Annotated in this window: 15 protein-coding genes; 1 reads left to right on the top strand and 14 read right to left on the bottom strand. The window is 71.2% G+C overall.

The window, feature by feature from the left end:
- Positions 1–138: 138 nt before the first annotated feature.
- The gene (locus ACWD0J_RS19655) at positions 139–2,211 is read left to right on the top strand and encodes a hypothetical protein (RefSeq protein WP_451497081.1); all 2,073 of its coding nucleotides are present in this window, start codon (positions 139–141) and stop codon (positions 2,209–2,211) included.
- On the opposite strand, the gene ACWD0J_RS19650 is transcribed toward ACWD0J_RS19655, so the two are convergent.
- From ACWD0J_RS19650 to ACWD0J_RS19585, 14 genes are all read right to left on the bottom strand, one after another.
- Positions 2,195–3,400 (bottom strand): glycosyltransferase family 2 protein, encoded by a 1,206-nt coding sequence (locus ACWD0J_RS19650; protein ID WP_451497080.1) that lies wholly within the window; start codon positions 3,398–3,400, stop codon positions 2,195–2,197. The two genes, ACWD0J_RS19655 and ACWD0J_RS19650, sit on opposite strands and share 17 nt — an antisense overlap.
- A gap of 222 nt (positions 3,401–3,622) precedes the next feature.
- A complete protein-coding gene (locus tag ACWD0J_RS19645) occupies positions 3,623–5,734 on the bottom strand; it encodes a hypothetical protein (protein ID WP_451497129.1) in 2,112 nt (703 codons plus the stop codon).
- Positions 5,735–5,923: 189 nt separating this feature from the next.
- On the bottom strand, positions 5,924–7,423 hold the full coding sequence (locus ACWD0J_RS19640) for an SDR family NAD(P)-dependent oxidoreductase (RefSeq protein ID WP_451497079.1): 1,500 nt from the start codon (positions 7,421–7,423) through the stop codon (positions 5,924–5,926).
- 214 nt (positions 7,424–7,637) lie between these two features.
- The gene (locus ACWD0J_RS19635; protein WP_451497078.1) at positions 7,638–8,864 is read right to left on the bottom strand and encodes a hypothetical protein; all 1,227 of its coding nucleotides are present in this window, start codon (positions 8,862–8,864) and stop codon (positions 7,638–7,640) included.
- 120 nt (positions 8,865–8,984) lie between these two features.
- Positions 8,985–10,535 (bottom strand): alkaline phosphatase D family protein, encoded by a 1,551-nt coding sequence (locus ACWD0J_RS19630; RefSeq protein WP_451497077.1) that lies wholly within the window; start codon positions 10,533–10,535, stop codon positions 8,985–8,987.
- Between the two features lie 241 nt (positions 10,536–10,776).
- Positions 10,777–12,213 carry a GTPase ObgE gene (obgE, locus tag ACWD0J_RS19625; protein ID WP_451497076.1) on the bottom strand — a complete coding sequence of 479 codons (1,437 nt, stop codon included), beginning with the start codon at positions 12,211–12,213 and terminating at the stop codon, positions 10,777–10,779.
- Positions 12,214–12,318: 105 nt separating this feature from the next.
- The gene (gene rpmA / locus ACWD0J_RS19620) at positions 12,319–12,573 is read right to left on the bottom strand and encodes a 50S ribosomal protein L27 (RefSeq protein WP_030051735.1); all 255 of its coding nucleotides are present in this window, start codon (positions 12,571–12,573) and stop codon (positions 12,319–12,321) included.
- A 14-nt stretch (positions 12,574–12,587) separates the two neighbouring features.
- On the bottom strand, positions 12,588–12,908 hold the full coding sequence (gene rplU / locus ACWD0J_RS19615; protein WP_007381993.1) for a 50S ribosomal protein L21: 321 nt from the start codon (positions 12,906–12,908) through the stop codon (positions 12,588–12,590).
- 201 nt (positions 12,909–13,109) lie between these two features.
- Entirely contained in the window at positions 13,110–13,703 is a 594-nt protein-coding gene (rfbC, locus tag ACWD0J_RS19610; protein WP_451497075.1) for a dTDP-4-dehydrorhamnose 3,5-epimerase, read from the bottom strand.
- Positions 13,704–13,714: 11 nt separating this feature from the next.
- Complete coding sequence (locus ACWD0J_RS19605) at positions 13,715–15,712, bottom strand: glycosyltransferase family 2 protein (RefSeq protein WP_451497074.1); 1,998 nt, start codon at positions 15,710–15,712, stop codon at positions 13,715–13,717.
- On the bottom strand, positions 15,709–16,620 hold the full coding sequence (rfbD, locus tag ACWD0J_RS19600; RefSeq protein ID WP_451497073.1) for a dTDP-4-dehydrorhamnose reductase: 912 nt from the start codon (positions 16,618–16,620) through the stop codon (positions 15,709–15,711). Before rfbD ends, ACWD0J_RS19605 begins: the two co-directional genes overlap by 4 nt.
- Positions 16,617–17,630, bottom strand: coding sequence for a dTDP-glucose 4,6-dehydratase (rfbB, locus tag ACWD0J_RS19595; protein WP_451497072.1), 1,014 nt, complete (start codon positions 17,628–17,630; stop codon positions 16,617–16,619). The genes rfbD and rfbB overlap by 4 nt, the downstream gene beginning before the upstream one ends.
- Positions 17,627–18,694 carry a glucose-1-phosphate thymidylyltransferase gene (locus ACWD0J_RS19590; protein ID WP_451497071.1) on the bottom strand — a complete coding sequence of 356 codons (1,068 nt, stop codon included), beginning with the start codon at positions 18,692–18,694 and terminating at the stop codon, positions 17,627–17,629. The genes rfbB and ACWD0J_RS19590 overlap by 4 nt, the downstream gene beginning before the upstream one ends.
- A gap of 216 nt (positions 18,695–18,910) precedes the next feature.
- Positions 18,911–22,699 (bottom strand): Rne/Rng family ribonuclease (locus tag ACWD0J_RS19585; protein WP_451497070.1); only part of this gene is annotated, 3,789 nt, incomplete at its 5' end.

Raw genomic sequence — 22,699 nt, 5'->3', positions numbered from 1 at the left:
GCCGCACGCCCCGGCGGAGGGGACCCGGACGCGCCGCGCCCCGCCCTCCCCGGCAGCGGGCGCCCGCCGTCCCATTACCGCCGCCCGGTCAAGGGCGTTGTCCAGGGAGCCCGACATCGAGCCCTTGGAGTGAGCGCAGTGCCCCTACCTCTCCCCCGCCGATGGTGCGCCGCAGGGCTGCCGCGCCGGCAGCTCCTGGTCAAGGCGCTCGTCGTGGCCGTCCTCGGAGCCGCGTTCGCCGCCCAGGCCGTGGCGGCCCTGCGTCCGCACGTCCCGCTGCTGCTCGCCGCCACGGCCGTCTCGCTGGCCGTGGAGGGCGTCCTGTACCGGTGGCAGCGGGGCATGCTGTCGCTGTTCGCCAAGTCGCACGCGGACCTCACGGTCCGGCATGTGCTGCGGGACCTGCTGCTGGTCGTCGGCCTGCTGCGGGTCGGCGAGCAGGACCGGGAGACGGCGTACGCCCCGCTGGTCGCCGGGCTGCTCGTCTTCTACGCGCTGCACTGCGCGATCCAGGCGCTCTCGGTGCTGGTCCGCCGCACCCGCACGCTGCCGGTGGTCACCCGCAACATCGACGCCGGCGCCCTGCGCCTGTCGCCGGCCCCGCCCGTGCTGCTGCGCCGCCCCGGCCACCGGCTGCTGGCCTACGGTCTCCCGTCGACGGCCGGTCTGCTGGCCACGGCGGCCACGGGGGAGCCCGGCTGCGCGGCCCTGGGCGTGTCGGTGTCCCTGGGCCTCGCGCTGACGGGCCTGTTCGACCTTCTCGTACGGCTGTTGCCGAGCCGGCGTCCGGCGGGCGAGCAGGAGGTGCTGGACTGGTTCGACGCGTGGCTGGCCGAGTACCGGCCGACCGTGGGCCTGTACTTCTCCGGCGGGGCGTCCTCGGCGTACCAGGCGAACATGTGGCTGGAGCCGCTCGCGAAGCTCCAGGGCCGGCCGCTGATCGTGCTGCGCGAGAGGTTCATGGTGCAGAAGATCACCGCGACCGACGTGCCGGTCGTCTGCCTGCCGAAGGTGTCCACGCTGATGCGGCTGGAGCAGTCCTCGCTCCAGGTGCTCATCCATCCCTCGAACTCGGGGAAGACCTCGCAGGTCCTGCGCATCCCCACCCTCAAGCACGCCTTCGTCAACCACGGCGAGAGCGACAAGCTGTCCTCGTGCAATCCGTACGCGAAGGCGTACGACGAGGTGTGGGTGGCCGGTCCCGCGGCCCGCGAGCGGTACGCGACGGCCGAGGTGGGCGTCGAGGACAAGGACGTGGTGGAGATCGGCCGCCCGCAGCTGGAGGCCGTCCGGCCGTACGCGGGGCCGCCGGCGGGAGCGTTCACGACCGTCCTGTACGCGCCCACCTGGGAGGGCTGGGACGGCAACCCCGGCAACACGTCGGTGATCGGGGCCGGCGAGAACCTCGTCCGGGCGCTGCTCGCGGATCCGGGCGTACGGCTGCTGTACAAGCCGCATCCGCTGACCGGGTCGGTGGATCCGCGGGCGGGGGCGGCGGATCTGCGGATCCGGGAGCTGGTGCGGGCGGCGAACCGGCGGCGCGCCGGGCAGCGGCCGTCCGCGCACGGTGACCTCGCGGCGCTCACGGCGGAGTTGGACCGGCTCACCGCGGCCTCCTTCCGGACCGCGGCGGACCAGGCCGAGCGGATGCTGGCGCAGTCCACGCCCGAGCCGGGGCGTGCCGAGGCGGTGGCGCGGGCGACAAAGGCCTGGGAGGAGGCGTACTGGGCGTCGCTGCCGGAGGGGGAGCACCAGATCGTCACCGACGCGCGGCCCGCGCTGTACGCCTGCTTCAACCAGGCCGACCTGCTGGTGAGCGACGTGTCGAGCGTGGTCAGCGACTTCCTGGCGAGCGGGAAGCCGTACGCGGTGGCCAATACCAGCGGCCTGCCGGAGGAGGCGTTCCGCGAGACGTTCCCGACGGTTCGCGCGGCGACCGTGCTGACGCCGGACGCGGCCGGGGTGGCCCGGCTGCTGGACGCGGTACGGCATCCGGAGCGGGACGAACTGGCCGAGGCCCGCGCCGAGTTGAAGCGGTACCTGCTGGGGCCGGACGAGCCGTCGTCGCAGGCCCGCTTCGACGAGGCGGTGGGGACGCTGTGTTCGGCGGCCCGGCGGCACCGGGCCCGGATGGCGGCGCGGCTGGCGGCGGAGCTTCCCGCTCAGCGCCGGGAGACGCCCGTGCCGGGGCCCGTCACGCGGCCACGGTGAACCGCGCGGGCAGCGCCCGGCGGGCCTTGCGGGCCGCGCGGCGCAGGAAGGAGTCGATCACGCTTTCCCGGTAGCCCGGGAAAGCCTTGGCCTCCCGCCTGTCGGCGAGGTACACGGAGTCGGGGATGCCCGCCGCGGCGTCCCGGAAGTGCGGGTAGGCGAGATAGAGGCGGCGCCCCCTCTTCTCCACGAGGGCGGGGGCCTGCTTCTTGCTCCGGACGAACTCCACGACCTCCAGGAGGAGATCGGGCCGCTGGGCCGCCACCAGGTGCAGCCTCAGCCGCTCGTGGACCCGCAGGCGGCGGGCGACGTCGTCGTTCCAGTAGGCGTCCATCAGCGGCTTCGCCAGCTCGAACTTGTGCCGCCGTGTCTCTTCGCTGTCGGTGAGGAACTTCGGGCCGAACTGCGGCAGCAGCGTCACGAGGAACGGACGGACCATGAGCACGTCCCGCTTCGGACCCGGAGGGAGCATCGTCGCGATCAGGGTCGTCAGGGCGCGCGCGGAGTCGAAACGCAGGGTGTAACTCCCGCTCCGCGTCACGTGTTTGCCGTCCTCGCGGCCCACCAGGTAGTAGCAGGTGTAGTCGGCGAGCACGGACACGCCGTCCGCCCGCAGATACGCCTCCATCGTGAACAGCGCGTCCTCGCCGGTCCACAGGGACTCGTCGAACCGCATGCGGTGACGTTCCAGCAGCGCGCGGCGGAACAGCTTCTGCGCGCTCAGCGTGAACTTGATGTTGGAGGAGAAGACGTCGGTACGCGTCAGCGTCCGGCCCCACATCGACGTCGGCGCACCGCGGTTGACACCCTCGACCCTGCCGAGGACGACGTCCGTGCCGTTCTCGTCGGCCATGGCGACCATCCGCTGAAGGGCCTCCGGGCCGAGCCGGTCGTCGGCGTCGAGGAAGAAGACGTACCGCCCCGCCGCCTTGCCCAGACCGACGTTGCGCGGGCCGCTCGGGCCGCCGGAGTTGTCCTGCCGGATCACGGTGACCGGCATGGCGGCGCGGGCCGCGAACTGCTCCAGGTACTCCCCCGTACCGTCCGTGGAGCCGTCGTCCACGGCGATGACCTCGATGCGGGTCGGGTCGATGGTCTGCGCCTCCACGGATGCCAGGCACTCGACCAGATACGGCATCGCCTCGTACGCACCGATGATCACGGTCACATCAGGCTGCGCAACGGTCACGCTTCCCCCTCGTCACGAAGAATTCCCCCTGTATCGCCTCACTGGCGAGCTGCTAGACGGCCTGCCGTGAGAAGCGGTTGCCCCTGCGCCAGGTATGGCTGTCCCAGCTCACATGGCGAATCGACAGGTCCGGGTTCGCAGGGACGCCCTTGAATACGCGGCAGGGCCCGGTTTTCGAGGATCACTCCTCGAAAACCGGGCCCTGACCGGAAGCGAGCGGACTCAGCCCGCCGTCACACCGTCCGCCTCACCGGCCGCCGACGCCCGCTGGACGGGCACCGCGCCCGCCAGTTCCTCGGCCTCCGCGGCTCCCGCGTCCGCCGTCGTGTCCTCCGCGGCCGCGGCCGCCGCCCGCGACTCCTGGCCGGCGTTGCGCGTCTCGGCCTTCACCGCGAGGTTCGCCACCGCGGTGTTGAACTGCTCGATCGAGGTCGGCTGGTCGGGGCCCAGCAGGTACTGCTTCAGCTCGGTCCGGTCCCCGGCCAGCGGGTCGGCCGCCGGGTCGCGGACCGCGTCCAGCAGTCCGCCCAGTTCGGCCGCGCTGTTGGACAGGATCACCGCGGCGCGCACGGCCGTGTTCTGCCGCTTGAACTCCTCCACGCCCAGTTCGGCGGAGTCCGTGACCGCGTACGGCTTGCCGCTCGCGATGAAGTCGGAGACCACGCTGGAGATGTCGGAGACCATCGCGTCGGAGACGTTGAAGCAGTCGTACAGGCGCGGTTCGGCGCCCGTGATGACCCGGTGCTCCCAGGTGCCGAAGGACCGCCAGTACGCGTCGTTCCACTCGGCCCGCAGCCGGGCGATCTCCTCGTGCCTGGTGACGTCGACCAGGCCGTCGCGGGAGGCCTCGGCCTCGTCGCCCTTCTCCCCGCCGCTGCCGGCCAGTTCGGCGATCCGGGCCTCGATCCGGGCCAGGTCCGCCTTGGCCCGCGCCTGGGCGGAGGTGTCGGCGGTGAAGCGCGGGTCGGCGGCCCGCTCGGCGGCGGCCTTCTCCACCAGGGCGGTGACCCGCCGGTGCGCGGCGCCGGCCTCGGCGCTGACGGTGCCCGTGAAGGGGTGCGGCTTGTACAGCACCCGGACCGGCGGGTCGGCCTTCACCAGCTTCTTCACGATGTTCTCGCCGGCGAGAACGAGCGAGGTGTTGCCCGGGTTGCCGTCCCAGCCCTCCCAGGTGGGCGCGTACAGCACGGTCGGGACACGGCCCTCGGGCACGCCCTGCCAGGTCTGGATCGGCGCCAGCTGCGGGCGGCCGACCTCGACGATGTCGTCATCGCGGACACCGACGTCGGCGATGGCGTAGCGGTCGCGGCCCGCGCGGCCGGCCGTCCACACCTCGTCGTACACCTTGCTGAACGGGTTGACACTGGCCAGCTTGTCGCTGTCGCCGTGGCCGATGAAGACGTGCTTCATGGTCGGGACGCGCAGCAGGTGGATGTTCTTGCCGACGTTCGCCGCGTACAGCGCGACCCGCACCGTCGACAGGTCCATGTTCATCAGGTGCACCCCTCCGGGCACGCAGATGACCGGGACAGTGGTGGGGGCCAGGTTCGCCAGGATGACCCGCTCGCGCAGGATGATCAGCGGCTTGGAGTCCAGCTGCTCCATGGTCTCCAGCCACATGTTGACCTGGTAGGCGGAGTCCTTGGAGCCGGAGAAGTACAGCACCGTCTCGGGCCGGTACTCGCTCAGCCAGTCGTCGACCGCGGCCAGCACCTTCTCGGCCTTCGGCGGGATCTTGCGGCCGCGCACGTACGGCATCAGCGCGAGGACGTACAGCGTGCCGAGGACCAGGGTGGCGCCTATGCCGACGAACGCGGCCACAGCCGACTCCGTGCCCGCGGAGATGAGTATGCCGACCACGGCCGCGAGGTCGAGGTGCAGCATCTTCTCGGCGGAGCGGTCGAGCAGGTGCTTCGACGGGGCGTCCGGGATGCGGATGCGGGAGGCCAGGTCGACGTTGCGGGTGGCGACCGGCATCCGGCGGCGGTTGCGGATCAGGGTGACCAGCGCGCCGTGCGGGGCCTGGAGGCCGTAGAACGCGATGAAGCAGGCGGTCGTCCCGTAGAAGATCAGGTTGTCGGAGAGGGAGAGGCGGGCCAGCAGCAGGATCAGCAGGAGCTGCCGGATCAGGAAACGGATCGACAGGCCGGCGCGCACCTTGCTGAGGCGGTTGATCAGATAGCTGCCCTTGCGGTGCAGATAGTGGTCCGCCAGGTACGTCACGGCGGTCGCGGCCGCGAAGGCGGGAACGCTCGGGACGAGCGCGGCCAGCATGATCGCGGGGAAGCCCGCCATCATGAGGACCGCCGCGGCCAGTTCGGCCGCGCTGCCCACCCGGGCGACGCGAATAGCGGTGGATATCACGGAGAACCTGCTCTGGGAGGGGTGCCGGTTGTGAAAGCCGAAAAAGTCCGGAAATGGAATGGTGAAGACCCTGGGAACTTTACGGACTCAGGCCCCTGCGAATGTGCCGTGAACGGGCAGCCGCAGAGGCCTGAACAACAGAAGACTATTTGCCGGTGATTATGCCACGCCGTCCTGCCGGTCCAGCACACTGGCCAGCGCCGCGTCGAATCCGGAGGCCAGGCCGGCCGACGCCGTCGGGTCCTGCTGGCGGACGTCGATGACGTGTCCGGTCAGCTCGGACAGCAGCACGTCGAGCGAGGTGCGGGCCACGGCCTCGGAGGAGAGCAGGGTGCCCGCCGGCTCCTGGCCGAACGCCTTGGTGCGCATCGGGGTCGCGGTGCGCTCGGGGTTGATGCAGTTGACGCGGACGCCGTCGCCGGCCCACTCGTCGGACAGGGCCTGGGTGAGGTTCACCATGGCGGCCTTGGTCGAGGAGTAGAGGCTGTACTCGGCGCGTCCCCGGGTGTAGCTGCTGGAGGTGTACAGCAGCAGCTGCCCCTTGGTCTCGGACAGGTACTTGTACGACGAGCGGGCGATCTGCACCGGGGCCAGGTAGTTCACCTTCAGCGCTTCCTCGATGGTCGCGTTGTCGGTCTCGGCGAGCTTGCCGATGCGCAGCACGCCCGCCGTGTTGACGACGTAGTCGATGCGGCCGGTCTCGGCGTACGCCTTGGACAGCGCGTCGTCGACCTCCTCCGGGTTCTCGACGTGCGTGCCGGTGGTGGAGCGGCCCAGCGCGTACACCTTCGAGCCGTAGGACTCGGCGAGTTCGGCGATGTCCTTGCCGATGCCGTACGAACCGCCGAAGACGACGACCGTCCTGCCGGTCAGCAGCTCGCGGTAGGCCTCCTCGGAGACCTGCTCGGGCGCGGCGGTGGAGGCGAGCTGGAACAGCTTGTCGGCGATGAAGACGTCGACGGGCTGGGTGACCTTCATGTTGTACTCGTCGCCCGCGACGACGTGGATCGGCACGTCCGGGAGGTACTTGAGCACGACCGAGCAGTCGTCCGTGGCCTGGAAGTTGGGGTCGCCGGCGGCGACCTGGTAGGCCCGGCGGATCGTGGACAGCTTGAACGCCTGGGGCGTCTGGCCGCGGCGCAGCCGGGAGCGGTCCGGGATCTCGGTGATGAACTCGCCGTCGTCGCCGTGCGTGCGGGTGACGATGATGGTGTCCGCGGACGGGATGGCCACGTCGACGGCCTGAAAGCGCTCCAGCGCCGTGACGCAGTCGTCGATGACGCGCCGCGACAGCAGGGGACGCACGGCGTCGTGGAACAGGACGTTCACGTCCTCGCCGTCGGCCAGCCCCTCACCCAGGGCGGCGATGGCGCGCTCGGTGGTCTCGTTCCGGGTGGCACCGCCCTCGATGATCTTCGTGACCTTCTGGAACCCGGCCTTGGCGACGATCTTCTCGATGTCGGGCACGTAGCCCGGTGCCATCAGCACGATGATGTCGTCGATCGAGTCGGCCTGCTCGAAGGTGGTCAGGGTGTGCTCGATGACTGCCTTGCCGGCGATCTTCAGCAGCTGCTTGGGGATCGACAGACCCACCCGCTGGCCGGTGCCACCGGCCAGGATCACTGCGGTGGTACGGGGCTTGGCTATGTGCTGTGACACAGGTTGACCTACCTTGGGACGACAGGGAACGCCGAAATGGTCCCACTCTTAGTTACCGCAGTGCAAGGTGAGCGCCGTTCGCCGCATATGTGCGCGCCATCTGTCATTCACCTTGCACCCCTGGTGATTGGGCGGGCCGCCGCGGACACCCCGGGAATTGCTGTGAGTAACTCCACAGGCATCAGGCATTGCTGAGTGTGACGTCCGGTTCCCCTCAGCGCCGCCGCAGCTTCTTCAGGCACCGGTGTCCCAGCACCCTCACGAGTTCCTTCGACGAAGTCTGGTGCACCGTACGGGCCTTGGCGGGCGCGGTGTGCCGGATGGGCGCCGCCGCGGCCGCCGCGAGGGCGCCGTACAGCGCCCGGGCCGCCACCTCGGGTGCGATCAGCGGATCCGCGGGCACCTCGCCGGCCGGACGCGGTACGGCGGACAGCAGCGCCGGGTCGCCCAGCACGCGCACGCCCGTCGCGCCGATCCGCCCGGCCATCTCGGCACCGATCCCGGCGGCGGCCTCGACGGCCCACTGCGGGGTGCCGATCCTCACGTCGCGCGGACCGGGGGTGTGTGTGTTCTTCATGTGCATCACCGCGCCGCAGCGGACGAGCTGCGAATAGAGCTCCTCCGGGAGTCCATTGCCGCGGAATTCCTTATTAAGATTCCGCAGCATTTCGGTCTCGGGGAGGGTGAGGGATCGATTCGACGCGTCCGGAACCGGTTGCAGCAGATTCTCCGGCAGCCCGAGAAGCCGCTCGAAGGTGCGCAGCAGACCGCCCCGGTCGCGGTCGTCGACCACGACGACGGTGACCCGCTCCGGCCCGACCACCCGGGCCCAGCGCTCCACGAGGCGGTCGTGCCGGTGCCGGCGCCAGAAGCTGGGGTTGGGCTGCTCGTACGGGGCCTTGCGGAGCATGTGCTCCAGCCAGTCCTCGTAGCTCATCCGCAGGCCGTTCTGCACGTACTGCTGCCACTGCGAGGGCATGATCTTCGCCAGCGGGCGCAGGGTGACCAGGACGTGCAACCGGTCGCCGCCGAGTTCCCCGGCCACCCGCGCGATGGTCTCGTCGTCCGGGGCGTCGGCGAAGAACTCGCTGCTGATGACCGACGTGCGGCGGCCGGTGGCGTCCACCTGCTCCAGCAGGCGCCGCCAGTGCCGCTCGGTGGGCCTGGTGTCGCCGATCATCCCCGGGCGGGCACAGGCGGCCAGAACGGCCTCCATGGGGTGCCGGGTGGCGGCCGGGAAGGCGACGCCGTGCTCGGCCATCGTCTCCTTCGCCGCGAAGAGCGCGCCCTGGACGGCGGTCGTGCCGGTCTTGTGCGGGCCTATGTGCAGCAGCCGGGTGCCGGCGGGCAGCGGGGCGATCTCAGCGTTCGCCGCGGGGGCGCCGGTCGCTGCGGGGGCGCCGCTCGCCGGGGTGTCGTGTCTCGTACAGTCCGTCTCCATAGTCAGAGGACGGTAAGAGAGGTTCCTGAGACTGGGCTGAGAGAGCCTGGGACCGGGCTGAGAGAGACCTGGGACATCGATGGGTCCCAGGTCCCAGGTCTCCACCGGTCCTTCGCCGCCTCAGACCACCCTGACGCCCGGCCTGCCCGCGTCCACCCGCAGTCTGGCCAGCGTGCGGGGCGTGGACTTCGGCCGGAGCACCGTGTCGACGATCCGGACCTGCGCGTCGATGCGGTCGCGGCGGATGTCGAAGAGGTGGTAGCCGCGGTGCGCGTCCAGCAGTTTCCAGTGCGGGTTGTCCGCCATCAGCGGGTCCCACTGCCTGCGGAAGGCGGCCTGGTCCTGGTCGCCGTTGCTGGAGATGGAGGTGCCGACGAACTCGGCGCCCACCGTGGCGGACGTGGGCCTGGCGTAGTCCTCCCTGAGGTCGCTGACCATCGTCAGGTGCCGGTCGCCGGTGAGCACGACGGGGTTGCGCACGTTCCTGAACTGCTTGAGCAGCGCGTTGCGTTCGGCCTGGTAGCCGTCCCAGGCGTCGTAGTACCAGAGCTTGCCCTCGCCGATCTTCAGGTCGGTCTCGGCCATCATGATCTGCGAGGCGATCAGGTTCCAGCGGGATGGTGAGCCGCGCAGTCCCTTGAGCAGCCACATCTTCTGCTCGGCGCCGAGCATGGTGAGCGACGGGTCCTGTGCGCCGGCCTGGCTGGTCGCCTGGTCGCTGCGGAACTGCCGGGTGTCCAGCACGTTGAGCCGGGCCAGGCGGCCGAAGTCCAGACGGCGGTACATCCGGATGTGCGGTCCGTTCGGCACGGCCGTCGCGCGCACCGGCATGTGCTCGTAGTACGCCTGGTAGGCCGCGGTCAGCCGGGCCACGAACGCGTTGTGCGCCTGCTTGTCCGGGTCCTGCGGGATGTCGCCGGCGAAGTCGTTGTCGACCTCGTGGTCGTCGAAGGTGACCACGAAGGGCGCGTTGGCGTGCATCTCGGCGAGGTCCGGGTCGCTGCGGTACTGGGCGTACCGGTTGCGGTACTGGGTGAGGCTGGACGGCTCACCGGTGCCCTCGTGCCGTCGTACGGCCGTGGCCGACGGCGACGACTCGTAGATGTAGTCGCCGACGAACAGGACGACGTCCGGGTCCTGGGCGAGCATGTCGGCGTACGGCGTGAAGTAGCCGTGCTGCCAGTTCTGGCAGGAGGCGAGCGCGACCCGCAGGCCGCCTGGCGAACTGGTCGCGGCGGGGGCGGTGCGGGTGCGGCCGACGCGCGAGAGCTGCCCGTCGGCACGGAAGCGGTACCAGTACGTGGCGCCCGCGCGCAGACCCCGGACATCGACGTGAACGCTGTGCCCGTACGTGGGCCGCGCCTGGGCGGTGCCCCGGCGGACGACCTTTCTGAACCGCTCGTCCTCGGCGACCTCCCACTGCACGGGCACCGCGGAGTTCGGCATGCCGCCGCCGTTCAGCGGGTCGGGAGCGAGCCGCGTCCAGATCACCACGCCGTCCGGCAGCGGGTCACCGGACGCCACGCCGAGGCTGAACAGGCCGTCGGGCAGCGCGGTCCCGGCGGCTCGGGCGGTGTCCGGCAGCCACAGCTGGGCGGAGGCCGCGGCGCCGAGGACGGCGGCTCCGGTGGCCAGGAATCGGCGTCGGTCGGGCGATGGTGCTCCGGTCATCGGGCGAACTCCCCTGCCTCGCTTGCCTCGTGGACAGGGGAAGCTCACGCCGTGGGGCGGTCCGCCCGCTGAACGCAGACCTTCGCGTGCATGACAGGTGGAGAGACAACAAGAGACCCGTTGCGACACGGGAACCACACGATGAACGCGGGTTGGTCGCAACGGGTCCTGCAGCCGTCAGTGTGCGGAGAACGGACGGTTGTTCAGTCGGAATTCAGAACGGTGCGGGGCTCCGGAACGGCTAGAACGGCTCGAAGTCGTTGAACTCCTGCGCCGCGTCGTCCCGTTCCGCCTGCTTGTCCCGGCGGCGCTGCGCGGCGGGCCGCGGCTCCTCCAAGCGGTGGTCCTCGCCACGGCGGCCCAGCATCTCGGCGCCGGCCATCACCGTCGGCTCCCAGTCGAAGACGACCGCGTTGTCCTCGGGTCCGATGGCGACCCCGTCGCCGGACCGGGCGCCCGCCTTCATCAACTCCGCTTCCACACCGAGGCGGTTGAGCCGGTCGGCGAGGTAGCCGACGGCCTCGTCGTTGCTGAACTCGGTCTGGCGCACCCAGCGTTCGGGCTTCTCGCCGCGCACCCGGAACAGGCCGTCGTCCTCCTTGGTGACGGTGAAGCCCGCGTCGTCCACGGCCTTGGGCCGGATGACGATCCGCGTGGCCTCCTCCTGGGGCTTGGCGGCCCGCGCCTGGCCGACCATCTCGGCCAGCGCGAACGACAGTTCCTTGAGCCCGGTGTGCGCCACCGCCGACACCGCGAAGACCCGGTAGCCCCGCGCCTCCAGGTCCGGCCGCACCATCTCGGCGAGGTCCTTGCCGTCCGGTACGTCGATCTTGTTCAGGACGACCATGCGGGGACGGTTGCCGAGGCCGCCGTACTCCTTCAGCTCGGCCTCGATGATGTCGAGGTCGGAGACCGGGTCGCGGTCGGACTCCAGAGTCGCCGTGTCCAGCACGTGCACCAGCACACTGCACCGCTCGACGTGGCGCAGGAACTCCAGGCCGAGGCCCTTGCCCTGGCTGGCGCCCGGGATGAGTCCCGGGACGTCGGCGATGGTGTAGACGGTGGAGCCGGCGGTGACGACGCCGAGGTTCGGCACGAGGGTGGTGAACGGGTAGTCGGCGATCTTCGGCTTCGCGGCGGAGAGCACGGAGATCAGCGAGGACTTCCCGGCGCTCGGGTACCCGACCAGCGCCACGTCGGCGACCGTCTTCAGCTCCAGGACGATGTCCTGGGCGTCACCCGGCTCGCCGAGCAGCGCGAATCCGGGCGCCTTGCGCCGCGCCGACGCCAGCGCCGCGTTGCCGAGCCCGCCCCGGCCGCCCTGCGCGGCGACGTACGACGTCCCGTGCCCGACCAGGTCGGCCAGCACGTTGCCCGCCTTGTCCATCACGACCGTGCCGTCCGGCACCGCCAGCACCAGGTCCTGCCCGTCCTTGCCGGAGCGGTTGCCGCCCTCGCCGGGCTTGCCGCTGGTGGCCTTGCGGTGCGGGGAGTGGTGGTAGTCGAGGAGGGTGGTGACGGACTGGTCGACCGTGAGGATCACGTCACCGCCGCGTCCGCCGTTGCCGCCGTCGGGTCCGCCGAGCGGCTTGAACTTCTCACGGTGGACGGAGGCACAGCCGTGACCTCCGCTACCCGCGGCGACGTGCAGCTCGACGCGGTCCACGAAGGTGGTCATGGGATGTGCCTCCAGTTACGTACGGGATGGTTCTTGGGTCAACACGCGAAAGGCGGACCCGCTTCCCGGGAGGGAAGTGAGGTCCGCCTCGCGCAAAGCTTCCGATCAGGCGACCGGAACGATGTTCACGACCTTGCGGCCACGGCTGGTGCCGAACTCCACCGCACCGGCCTGCAGCGCGAACAGCGTGTCGTCGCCGCCACGGCCGACGCCCGCACCGGGGTGGAAGTGGGTACCGCGCTGGCGGACCAGGATCTCGCCCGCGTTGACGACCTGACCGCCGAAGCGCTTCACGCCGAGGCGCTGAGCGTTGGAGTCACGACCGTTGCGGGTGGACGATGCGCCCTTCTTGTGTGCCATCTCTCCTCAGTCCCTTACTTCGCAGCCGCGGGGATCTCAGTGACCTTGATCGCCGTGTACTGCTGGCGGTGGCCCTGACGACGGCGGTAGCCGGTCTTGTTCTTGTAGCGAAGGATGTCGATCTTCACACCCTTGTGGTGGTCCACGACCTCGGCCTGGACCTTGATGCCGGCCAGGACCCACGGGTCGCTGGTCACAGCGTCGCCGTCGACAACGAGCAGCGTAGAGAGCTCTACGGTGTCGCCAACCTTGGCAGTGGAAATCTTGTCAACCTCAACGATGTCGCCGACAGCAACCTTGTGCTGGCGACCACCGCTGCGCACGATGGCGTACACGCGGATCTCACTCTCTCGCTCGGGAACGGCACCCCCGCAGTCCAGCCGCCCACGGCACGCGGGCGGCCTCTCCAGAACACCGTGTGCTCCGGAGGAAGAGGTTTACGGGGATGTGGCACGTCTATGGACACGCCGACGCTCCAGGTTACGGGCCCACGGCCGAACGGGTCAAACCGGGGCGGCGGGTCCGGCCGGGACGGTTCAGCGGCCGAGGCTCTCCCGGTAGGCCACGCACGCCTCGTAGGAGGGCAGCAGTCCCTGCTCGCGGGCCTCGGCCAGGGTGGGCGCCTGCTCGTCCTTGGCGGAGAGCAGCGGGGCGAGGTCCGCGGGCCAGTCGATGCCGAGGTCCGGGTCGAGCGGGTGGATGCCGTGCTCGCGCTCGGGGGCGTATCCCTCGGAGCAGAGGTAGACCACGGTGGCCCCCTCGGTGAGCGCCATGAAGCCGTGGCCGAGGCCCTCGGAGAGGTAGACCGCGTGGTGGTCGCGGTCGTCCAGCCGGACCGCCTCCCACTGGCCGAAGGTGGGCGAGCCGGTGCGGATGTCCACGATCACGTCGAGGACCGCGCCGCTCACGCACTTGACGTACTTGGCCTGGCCGGGCGGCACGTCGGCGAAGTGGATGCCGCGCAGGGTGCCCCGGCTGGAGACCGACATGTTGGCCTGGGCCAGCGTGAGCGGGTGGCCGGCCGCCTCGGTGAAGGCCGGGGCCTTGAACCACTCGTGGAAACTGCCCCGGCCGTCGGGGAAGACCTTCGGTTCGTGCACCCAGGCGCCGGAAATCGAAAGAGGTCGCATCTCGGGGGTTCTCAGCCCTTCTTCTGCTGGTTGGTCAGGGCGCGCTTGAGGCGCCCGGCGGCCCGGCGCCACAGCGGGCGCGGCGCGGCGGCCTTCTTGGGGGCGGCCTTGTCCGCGGGAGTCGCGGCCGGGGTGTGCCGGTCGATCACCCGGGCGGAGCCGTCCTCGGCGACCACCACGTCGACCGGGAGACGGGTCCAGCGCGCGTCGCCCCGCGCGGGCGACGGCAGCCCGATCCGGACCGCCCAGCGGCGGCCGGTGAGCTGCTCCAGCGGCAGCCGGGCGCTGAGAGCGGCGCCGTCCGGCACGGCGTCGACCGGGTACTTGCCGACGTTCTTGCGTTCGAAGCGCAGCCGCACCGGCTCGCCGCCGTCCACCGCGAGGTGCAGCGGCAGCGGCAGCCGGACCGTCGCGCCGTCGACCGAGGCCGCCGCCGGGTCCATCCGGGCCGCCGCCTCGCCCTCCAGCTTCCCGGTGTGCTGGTCGACGTCGAGGGAGAGGTTGCCGGGCCCGTCGGTCCAGTACGGCAGCACGAGGCGGGCCGGGTCACCGGTGAGCGCGGGCGTCCGCCCGGCCTCGACGTCCTCGCCGCGCACCGCGCCGAGCCGGGTCTCCTTGCTCCAGCCGCAGGACTTGATCCGCAGGTGCAGGTCCCAGATGCCCTTGGTGAGCGGGACTCCGGCCGCCGCGGTCCGGGGGTCGAGCACGGCCCGGGCGGAGATCCGCTGCCGCAGGGCGCCGTCCCCGGCGGGCGACTGGTGCAGCTCGCTCTTCACGGGCAGGTAGAACTGCCGGGCGTCCTCGCGGTGCCGGACCACCAGGTCGACGTCGCTCTTGTCCAGCGGCGCCTCCAGGGTGATGCCCTGGCCGGCCAGGGCCCCCAGTGCCTCGTCGGACAGCGGCAGGGCGAGCAGCTCGCGGTCGCCGTCCCGGTGGAAGGTCATCGGGGCGCCGTCGACCTGCATCTCGGCGTCGAAGCCGATGTCCAGGGCGCCGTTTCGCCAGCTGAGGGAGGTGAGGGTGCCGGTGGGCCGGATCCCGGCCTCCCACTGGGCGAGCGTGCGGACGTCCTCGTAACGGTCGGCGACGATCAGTCCGGCGACCACCCGCTGGGTGAGGGCGAGGCGGGCGACGACGCCCGGTCCGAAGCGCTCGGTCACCACGCCGCGGATCTCGCGGTACAGCTCCTCGGCGTAGTCCTCGGGAAGCTTCAGCAGGCGCTGGCCGCGCAGCCGCTCCACCATCTCGTTGCGCAGCCAGCGGCTGAACAGCTTGTCGCGCAGCGGGCCGGGCTCGGTCAGCTCCTCGACCACGTCGAGGGCCTCGCGCAGGTTGGTGAAGTAGCCGACCGGGTCGAAGCGCTGGAAGCCGGCGTTGGAGCCGTCGTCCCGGGTGATGTGGTAGTAGCACAGGTAGTCGCTGAGGACGGCGACGCTCTTGGCCCGCAGGTACGTCTCGACGACGAAGACGTGGTCCTCCAGGCGGCGGCGGCCCTCCTTGAAGCGGATGCCGTGCTCGTCGAGGAACGCCCGGCGGAACATCTTGTGCGGGGTGAGGCTGTCGATCAGCGGCGCGTTCTCCACCGTGGCGCGCGGCCGGTTGACCCGGAACAGCTCCTGCGGGACCGGGCGTCCGATGCCCGCCATCTTGCCCACGACCACGTCGGCGTCGTTCGCCTTGCCGTAGTCGTACATCCGCTCCAGGGCCTCGTCGCCGAGCCAGTCGTCGTGGTCGACGAACATGACGTACTCGCCGCGGGCCGCCTCGATGCCGGTGTTGCGGGGGCGGCCGGACCAGCCGGAGGACTCCTGGTGGATGACGTGCAGATGGGGGTGCTCGGCCGCCAGCTCGTCCAGCCGGGCGGGGGTCTCGTCGGTGGACCCGTCGTCGACGAAGAAGACCTCGAACTCGTCGGGGGTCAGGCTCTGCCGCAGCACGGACGAGACGCAGTCCTCGACGTACTTGCCGGGGTTGTAGACCGCGATGACGACGCTGACCTTGACTGTCACGCCGGGTTCTCCTTCATGTGGACCCGGTGGATCTCCGGGAAGGCCTCGGTGAGCGCCGCGCGCCAGTCGCGCAGCGGCTCCATGCCGGCCTCGGCGAACCGGTCGTGACCGAGGACGCTGTAGGCGGGGCGGGGAGCGGGGCGGGTGAAGGCCGCGCTGGTGGTGGGGCGGACCCGGTCCGGGTCGGCGCCGAGCAGGCGGAAGATCTCCCGGGTGAGGCCGTACCAGGTGGTCTCGCCGGAGCTGGTGCCGTGGTAGACACCGGCCGGTGCGGTGCCGGCCAGCGCGCCGCGGCCGAGGTCGTACAGGAGCCCGGCCAGGTCGGCGCTCCAGGTGGGCTGGCCCCGCTGGTCGTCGACGACGTCGAGGGTGTCCTTGACGCCCTCCAGCTTGATCATCGTGCGGACGAAGTTGGGACCGCCGGTGCCGTACAGCCAGGCCGTGCGGACCACGTAGCCGCGGTCGGGCAGCGTCGTGAGGACGGCCTGCTCCCCGGCGAGCTTGGTGCGTCCGTAGGCGCTGCGCGGGGCGGTGGGCGCGTCCTCGGCGTACGGGGCGCCGGCGTCGCCGGCGAACACGTAGTCGGTGGAGACGTGCAGCAGGACGGCTCCCGTGCGGGCGCAGGCGGCGGCCAGGTTCGCCGGCCCGTCGCCGTTGATCCGCAGCGCCTCGGCCTCACGGGTCTCGGCGTCGTCCACGGCGGTCCAGGCCGCGCAGTTGACGACCACGGCGGGCCGGTGCCGGTCCAGCGCCTCGTCGACGGCGTCGGCGTCGGTCAGGTCCAGCGCCGCGCGGTCCAGGGCGGTGGCCTGCTCGCCAGCCCGGGCCAGCCGGGCCAGCACGTCCTGGCCCAGCATCCCGCCGGCCCCGGTGACCAGCCAGGGCTGTGTGCTCAACGGTTCGGTCACAGCGCTGCCCGCTCCTTCAGCGGCTCCCACCAGGCGCGGTTCTCGCGGTACCACCGCACCGTCTCCGCGAGGCCCTGCTCGAAGCTCTTGCGGGGCTCGTAGCCGAGCTCCTCGCGGATCTTCGTGCAGTCGACGGAGTAACGGCGGTCGTGGCCCTTGCGGTCCTCGACGTACTCGACGCTGGTCTCCCAGTCGGCGCCGCACGCCTTGAGCAGCAGCCCGGTCAGCTCCTTGTTGGAGAGCTCGGTGCCGCCGCCGATGTTGTAGACCTCGCCCGGGCGGCCCTTGGTGCGCACCAGCTCGATGCCCTGGACGTGGTCGTCGATGTGCAGCCAGTCGCGGACGTTGCCGCCGTCGCCGTACAGCGGGACCTTCTTGCCGTCGAGGAGGTTGGTCACGAAGAGCGGGATGACCTTCTCGGGGAAGTGGTGGTGCCCGTAGTTGTTGGAGCAGCGGGTGACGCGGACGTCCAGGCCGTGGGTGCGGTGGTAGGACAGCGCGATCAGGTCGCTGGACGCCTTCGCCGAGGAGTAGGGCGAGTTGGGCTGCAGCGGGTGGGTCTCGGGCCAGGAGCCCTCGTCGATCGAGCCGTAGACCTCGTCGGTGGAGATGTGCACGAAGGTCTTGACGCCGGCCCGGTGCGCCGCGTCGATGAGCGTGTGCGTACCGACGACGTTGGTGCGGACGAACTCCGCGCCGCCGTCGATGGAACGGTCCACGTGCGATTCGGCGGCGAAGTGCACGACCTGGTCGTGCTCGGCCATCAGCTTGCCGACCAGCTCCGGGTCGCAGATGTCCCCCTGCACGAAGGCGAATCCCGGGTGCGCGCGCACCTCGTCGAGGTTGGCCGGGTTGCCCGCGTAGGTCAGCTTGTCCAGGACGGTGATCGCGACATCACCGGGCCCCTCGGGGCCGAGCAGCGTACGGACGTAGTGCGAGCCGATGAAACCGGCGCCGCCGGTCACCAGGATCCGGGTCGGGTGGGCGGGAGAGGTCGAAGGGGCCGTCATGAGGAAATCTGCACCTTGCTGTGATCACCGAGCACGAGCCGGTGGGCCTTGGGGTTACGGGGAGCGGGCGTCACTTCGACGTCACGCCCGATGAGCGAGGCCTCCACCCGGCGCACGCCGGTCACGGAGGAGCCGCGCAGCACGATGGAGTACTCGATCTCGCTGTCCTCGATCCGGCAGTCCTCGGAGACCGAGGTGAACGGGCCGATGTACGCGTCGCTGACCACCGTGCCGGCACCGATGATGGCAGGCCCGACGATCCGGCTGCCAGTGATCCGGGCGCCCTCCTCGACGCGCACCCGGCCGATGATCTCGCTGTCCTCGTCCACCGTGCCGGCGTTCAGCGGCTCCACGGTCTCCAGGACGGACCGGTTGACCTCCAGCATGTCGGTGACGTTGCCGGTGTCCTTCCAGTAGCCGGAGATGGTGGTGGAGCGGACGTCGCGCTTGTCGTCGATCAGCCACTGGATGGCATGCGTGATCTCCAACTCCCCGCGCCAGGAAGGCTGGATGGAACGGACGGCCTCGTGTATGGCCGGGGTGAACAGGTAGACGCCGACGAGCGCGAGGTCGCTCTTCGGCTGCTTCGGCTTCTCCTCCAGGCCCACCACCCGGCCGGCGCCGTCGAGTTCGGCGACACCGAAGGAGGTGGGGTTCGCGACCCTGGTCAACAGGATCTGCGCGTCGGGCCGTTCGTTGCGGAACCCTTCCACCAGGCCGGTGATGCCACCGACGATGAAGTTGTCGCCGAGGTACATCACGAAGTCGTCGTCGCCGAGGAAGTCCTGGGCGATGAGTACGGCGTGGGCGAGCCCCAGTGGGGCGTCCTGCGGGATGTAGGTGACCTCGATCCCGAAGCGCGAGCCGTCACCCACCGCCTCGCGGATCTCGTCCGCGGTGTCGCCGACGACGATCCCGACCTCGCTGATGCCGGCCTCGGCGATGGCTTCCAGGCCGTAGAAGAGCACCGGCTTGTTGGCGACCGGCACGAGCTGTTTGGCCGAGGTATGGGTGATCGGGCGGAGGCGGGTGCCCGCTCCCCCGGAGAGCACGAGAGCCTTCACTTATTGCGCCCCAATACTGTACCTATACAGGGATGAATATCCCAGTTTGTCTGAATTTAGCGTCAATCTAGACTTACATCATAACCAGGCCAACACGATCATTCATTCACCTGTCATTCACATATTCGATTCCTGGGTGACAGAGCGCGTCCGGAAGAAAAATGATCCGCCCCCGGTCGGACCGGGGGCGGATCACCTGCTCCGTACGGCGAGGCGTCAGGCCTCGTCGGCGGTGGTCGAGACGGACGGGGCCGACTGCTGCTCGGCCGCCGCCGTCTTCTTCGTCGCCGTCTTCTTCGCCGGGGCCTTCTTCGCCGTGGTCTTCTTGGCGACCGTCTTCTTGGCCACGGTCTTCTTGGTGGTGGCGGCCTTCTTCGCCGTCGCCTTCTTGGCCGTCTTACGGGCCGTCTTCTTGGCCGGAGCCGCGTCCTCGGCGGTCTCCTGCGCACCGCTTTCCGCACCGGTTTCCACACCGGCTTCCACACCGGTCTCGGTGCCGGTCTCGGTGCCGGACTCCGCCGGGGCCTCCGTGACCGACGGGACGACCGTGACAGCCGCCTCCTCGGGCGCGGTGGGCGCGGTGGCCTTGCGGACGGCACGGCGCCGCGGACGGGCCGGGGCGGCGCTCTCGGCGGGCGCCTCGGCGACGGCCTCGCTCGGCGCGGCCGGCTGCTGCGCGACCGGCTCCTGCCCGGCCTGCGGCGCGGACGCCGGCGCGCTCTCGGCGACCGTCACCACGGCGGCCTCGGCTCCCGCGGGCGACCCGGCCGGAGCGGACACCTTGCGGGTGGCCCGGCGACGCGTACGGCCCTTGGGCGCGGCCTCATCCGCGGCAGGCGCGGCGGCAGGCGCGGCGGCCGGCACGGCGGCCGGCGCCTCGACGACCGGGTCCTCGGCGGCGCTGGGCGCCGCCTGCGCGGCGGCGGCCTCCTCCGGCTGCACCGGACGCTCGGCCTCTTCCTCGGCCGTCACGTCCTGAGCCGTCGGAACCTCAGCCCATCCCTCGGCCTTCGCCTCGTCCCGCGCCTCGTCCCGCGCCTCGTCCCGCCGGTCACCGCGCCGGTCGTCCCGACGGTCCTCCCGCTTCGGCGCGCCCGCCGGAGCCGACGCCCGGCGGCTCGCCCGGCGCCGCGAACGACCCCGGCCGGCCGCGGCCTCCGCCTCGGCGACACTGCTGAACAGTTCCTCGTCGAGCACGAAGTCGGGCTCGGCCAGGGCGACCGGCTCGGCCACCTCGGCGGCGACCTCCGCCTCGGTCTCCTCCGGGACCTCGGCCGTGTCCACGGCCGCCTCGTGCTCGTGCGGCTGACCGTCACCGCCACGCCCGCGCTTCTTGTTGCGCTTGCCGCCGCCACCGGCGGCGGTCGGCTGCTCCATGTGCACGATGACACCGCGGCCGTTGCAGTGGACGCAGGTCTCGGAGAACGACTCCAGCAGACCCTGCCCGACCCGCTTACGGGTCATCTGCACCAGCCCCAGCGAGGTCACCTCGGCGACCTGGTGCTTCGTCCGGTCCCGGCCCAGGCACTCCAGCAGGCGCCGCAGCACCAGATCCCGGTTGGACTCCAGGACCATGTCGATGAAGTCGATGACGATGATCCCGCCGAGGTCGCGCAGCCTGAGCTGGCGCACGATCTCCTCGGCCGCCTCCAGGTTGTTCCTGGTGACCGTCTCCTCCAGGTTGCCGCCCTGGCCGGTGAACTTGCCGGTGTTGACGTCGACGACGACCATCGCCTCGGTCCGGTCGATCACCAGCGAACCACCGCTGGGCAGCCACACCTTGCGGTCCAGCGCCTTGGCGAGCTGCTCGTCGATCCGGTACGTGGCGAAGACGTCGACCTCGGAGGTCCACCGGGACAGCCGGTCGGCCAGGTCGGGCGCGACATGCGAGACGTACCCGTGGATGGTCGACCAGGCCTCGTCACCGCTGACGATGACCTTGGTGAAGTCCTCGTTGAAGATGTCGCGCACGACCCGGACGGTCATGTCCGGCTCGCCGTACAGCAGCGTCGGAGCGTTGCCGCTCTTCGCCTTCTTCTGGATGTCCTCCCACTGCCCCTGCAGACGCTCGACGTCGCGGCGCAGCTCGTCCTCGCTCGCGCCCTCGGCGGCGGTGCGCACGATGACGCCCGCGTCCTCGGGGACGATCTTCTTCAGGATGGTCTTCAGCCGGGCCCGCTCGGTGTCGGGCAGCTTGCGGCTGATGCCGGTCATCGAGCCCTCGGGGACATACACGAGGTAACGGCCGGGGAGAGAGACCTGGCTGGTCAGGCGCGCGCCCTTGTGACCGATCGGGTCCTTGGTGACCTGGACGAGCACCGGCTGGCCCGACTTCAGGGCGGACTCGATGCGACGCGGGCCGTTGGCCATGCCGAGCGCCTCGAAGTTCACCTCGCCGGCGTAGAGCACCGCGTTGCGGCCCTTGCCGATGTCGATGAAGGCGGCCTCCATCGACGGCAGCACGTTCTGCACCTTGCCGAGGTAGACGTTGCCGACGTACGAGGTCGCCTGCTCCTTGTTGACGTAGTGCTCGACGAGCACCCCGTCCTCCAGGACACCGATCTGCGTACGGTCGCCGTGCTGACGGACGACCATCACCCGCTCGACGGCCTCGCGCCGGGCCAGGAACTCGGCCTCGGTGATGATCGGGACGCGCCGGCGGCCCTGCTCGCGGCCTTCACGGCGGCGCTGCTTCTTGGCCTCCAGGCGGGTCGAGCCCTTGATGGACTGGACCTCGTCGGACGGCTCGGCGGGCTTGCGCGGCTCGCGGACCTTGACGACGGTGCGCTCGGGGTCGCCGTCGCCGGGCTCCGTGTCGACGGAGGTGTCACCGGACCGGCGCCGGCGGCGCCGGCGGCGCCGGCTGCTGCTGGAGCCGCCGGACTCCTCGTCACGGTCCTCGGCGTCCGCCGCGTCCTCGGCGTCCTCCTCGGCCTGCTCGACGGTGTCCTCGGCGTCCTGTGCGGCCCGCGCGGACCGTGCGACGACCAGGTCGTCGGTGTCGTCCTGGTCCTCGCCCAACTCGGCGTCGGCGGAGTCACCCCGGCGACGGCGACGGCCGCCCCGACGGCGACGACGGCGCGAGCCGGTCTCCTCGTTCTCGTCCCCGTCGACGGCGTCCTCGGCGGACTCCTCGCCGTCCTCCGGCTCCTCGTCCACGACGGGCTCGGGGGCCTTGTCCTCGGGCTCCTGCACGGCCGAGGCGCCTCGACGGCGGCGCCGGCGGCGCGCTCCGCCCTGCTCCTCGGCGATCTCCTCGGAGTACGGCTCGGAATACGGCTCGGTGTACGGCTCGGGCTCCTCGGCCACCTCGGTCTCCGCCTCCGCGGCGGCTTCGGCGGCGGCCCGCTGCGGCGTCTGGAACATCGGCTCGGTGAACACGGGCGCCTGGAACACGGCGACGGCCGGCCGCGCGGGCGGGCGCGGACCCTCGTCCTCGGCGGTCTCGCTGCCGGCCGGCCGCGCGGGCGCGGCGAATCCGGTGGCGGCCTTGCGCACCGCACGCCGGCGGCGACGCGGGGCGCCGTCCTCGGCGGACGCGCTCTCGACGGCGGCGGGGGCCTCCGGCTCCGCCTCGGGCTCGGGGGCGGCCGTCACCACGGCCTCCTCGGCCGGTTCCGACTCGCCACCGGCTGCCTCGACGGGCGCGACGGGCGCTGACACCCGGCGCGTGGCCCGACGCCGGGTACGACGCGGCTCGGCCTCGGCGGCCTCGGCGGCCTCCGGGGTCCCGGCCTGCGCGGGCTGCCCGGCGGTGACCGGGGCGGGGTCGACGTCCGTCGCGGCCGCGAGGTCCACCGGTTCCCCGGCGTTCTCGGCCGTCTCGACGGCCTGCGCCGCCTCCGGCGTCTCGGTGGTGTCCGGGGCGTCGGCCGGCGCGGCGGCTCGGCGGCTCGCACGACGACGCGTACTTCTACCAGAGCGAGGTCGTGACGAAGGCGATGCACGGCGCGCTGTACGCCGTGCACTCCTCCCGCCCCGACGACCCGATGCTGGCGCACGTCC

The sequence above is a fragment of the Streptomyces sp. NPDC003011 genome (assembly GCF_053591515.1).
The sequence above is the reverse complement of the archived record's forward strand: the minus strand, read 5'-3'. Positions and strand labels throughout refer to the sequence as shown.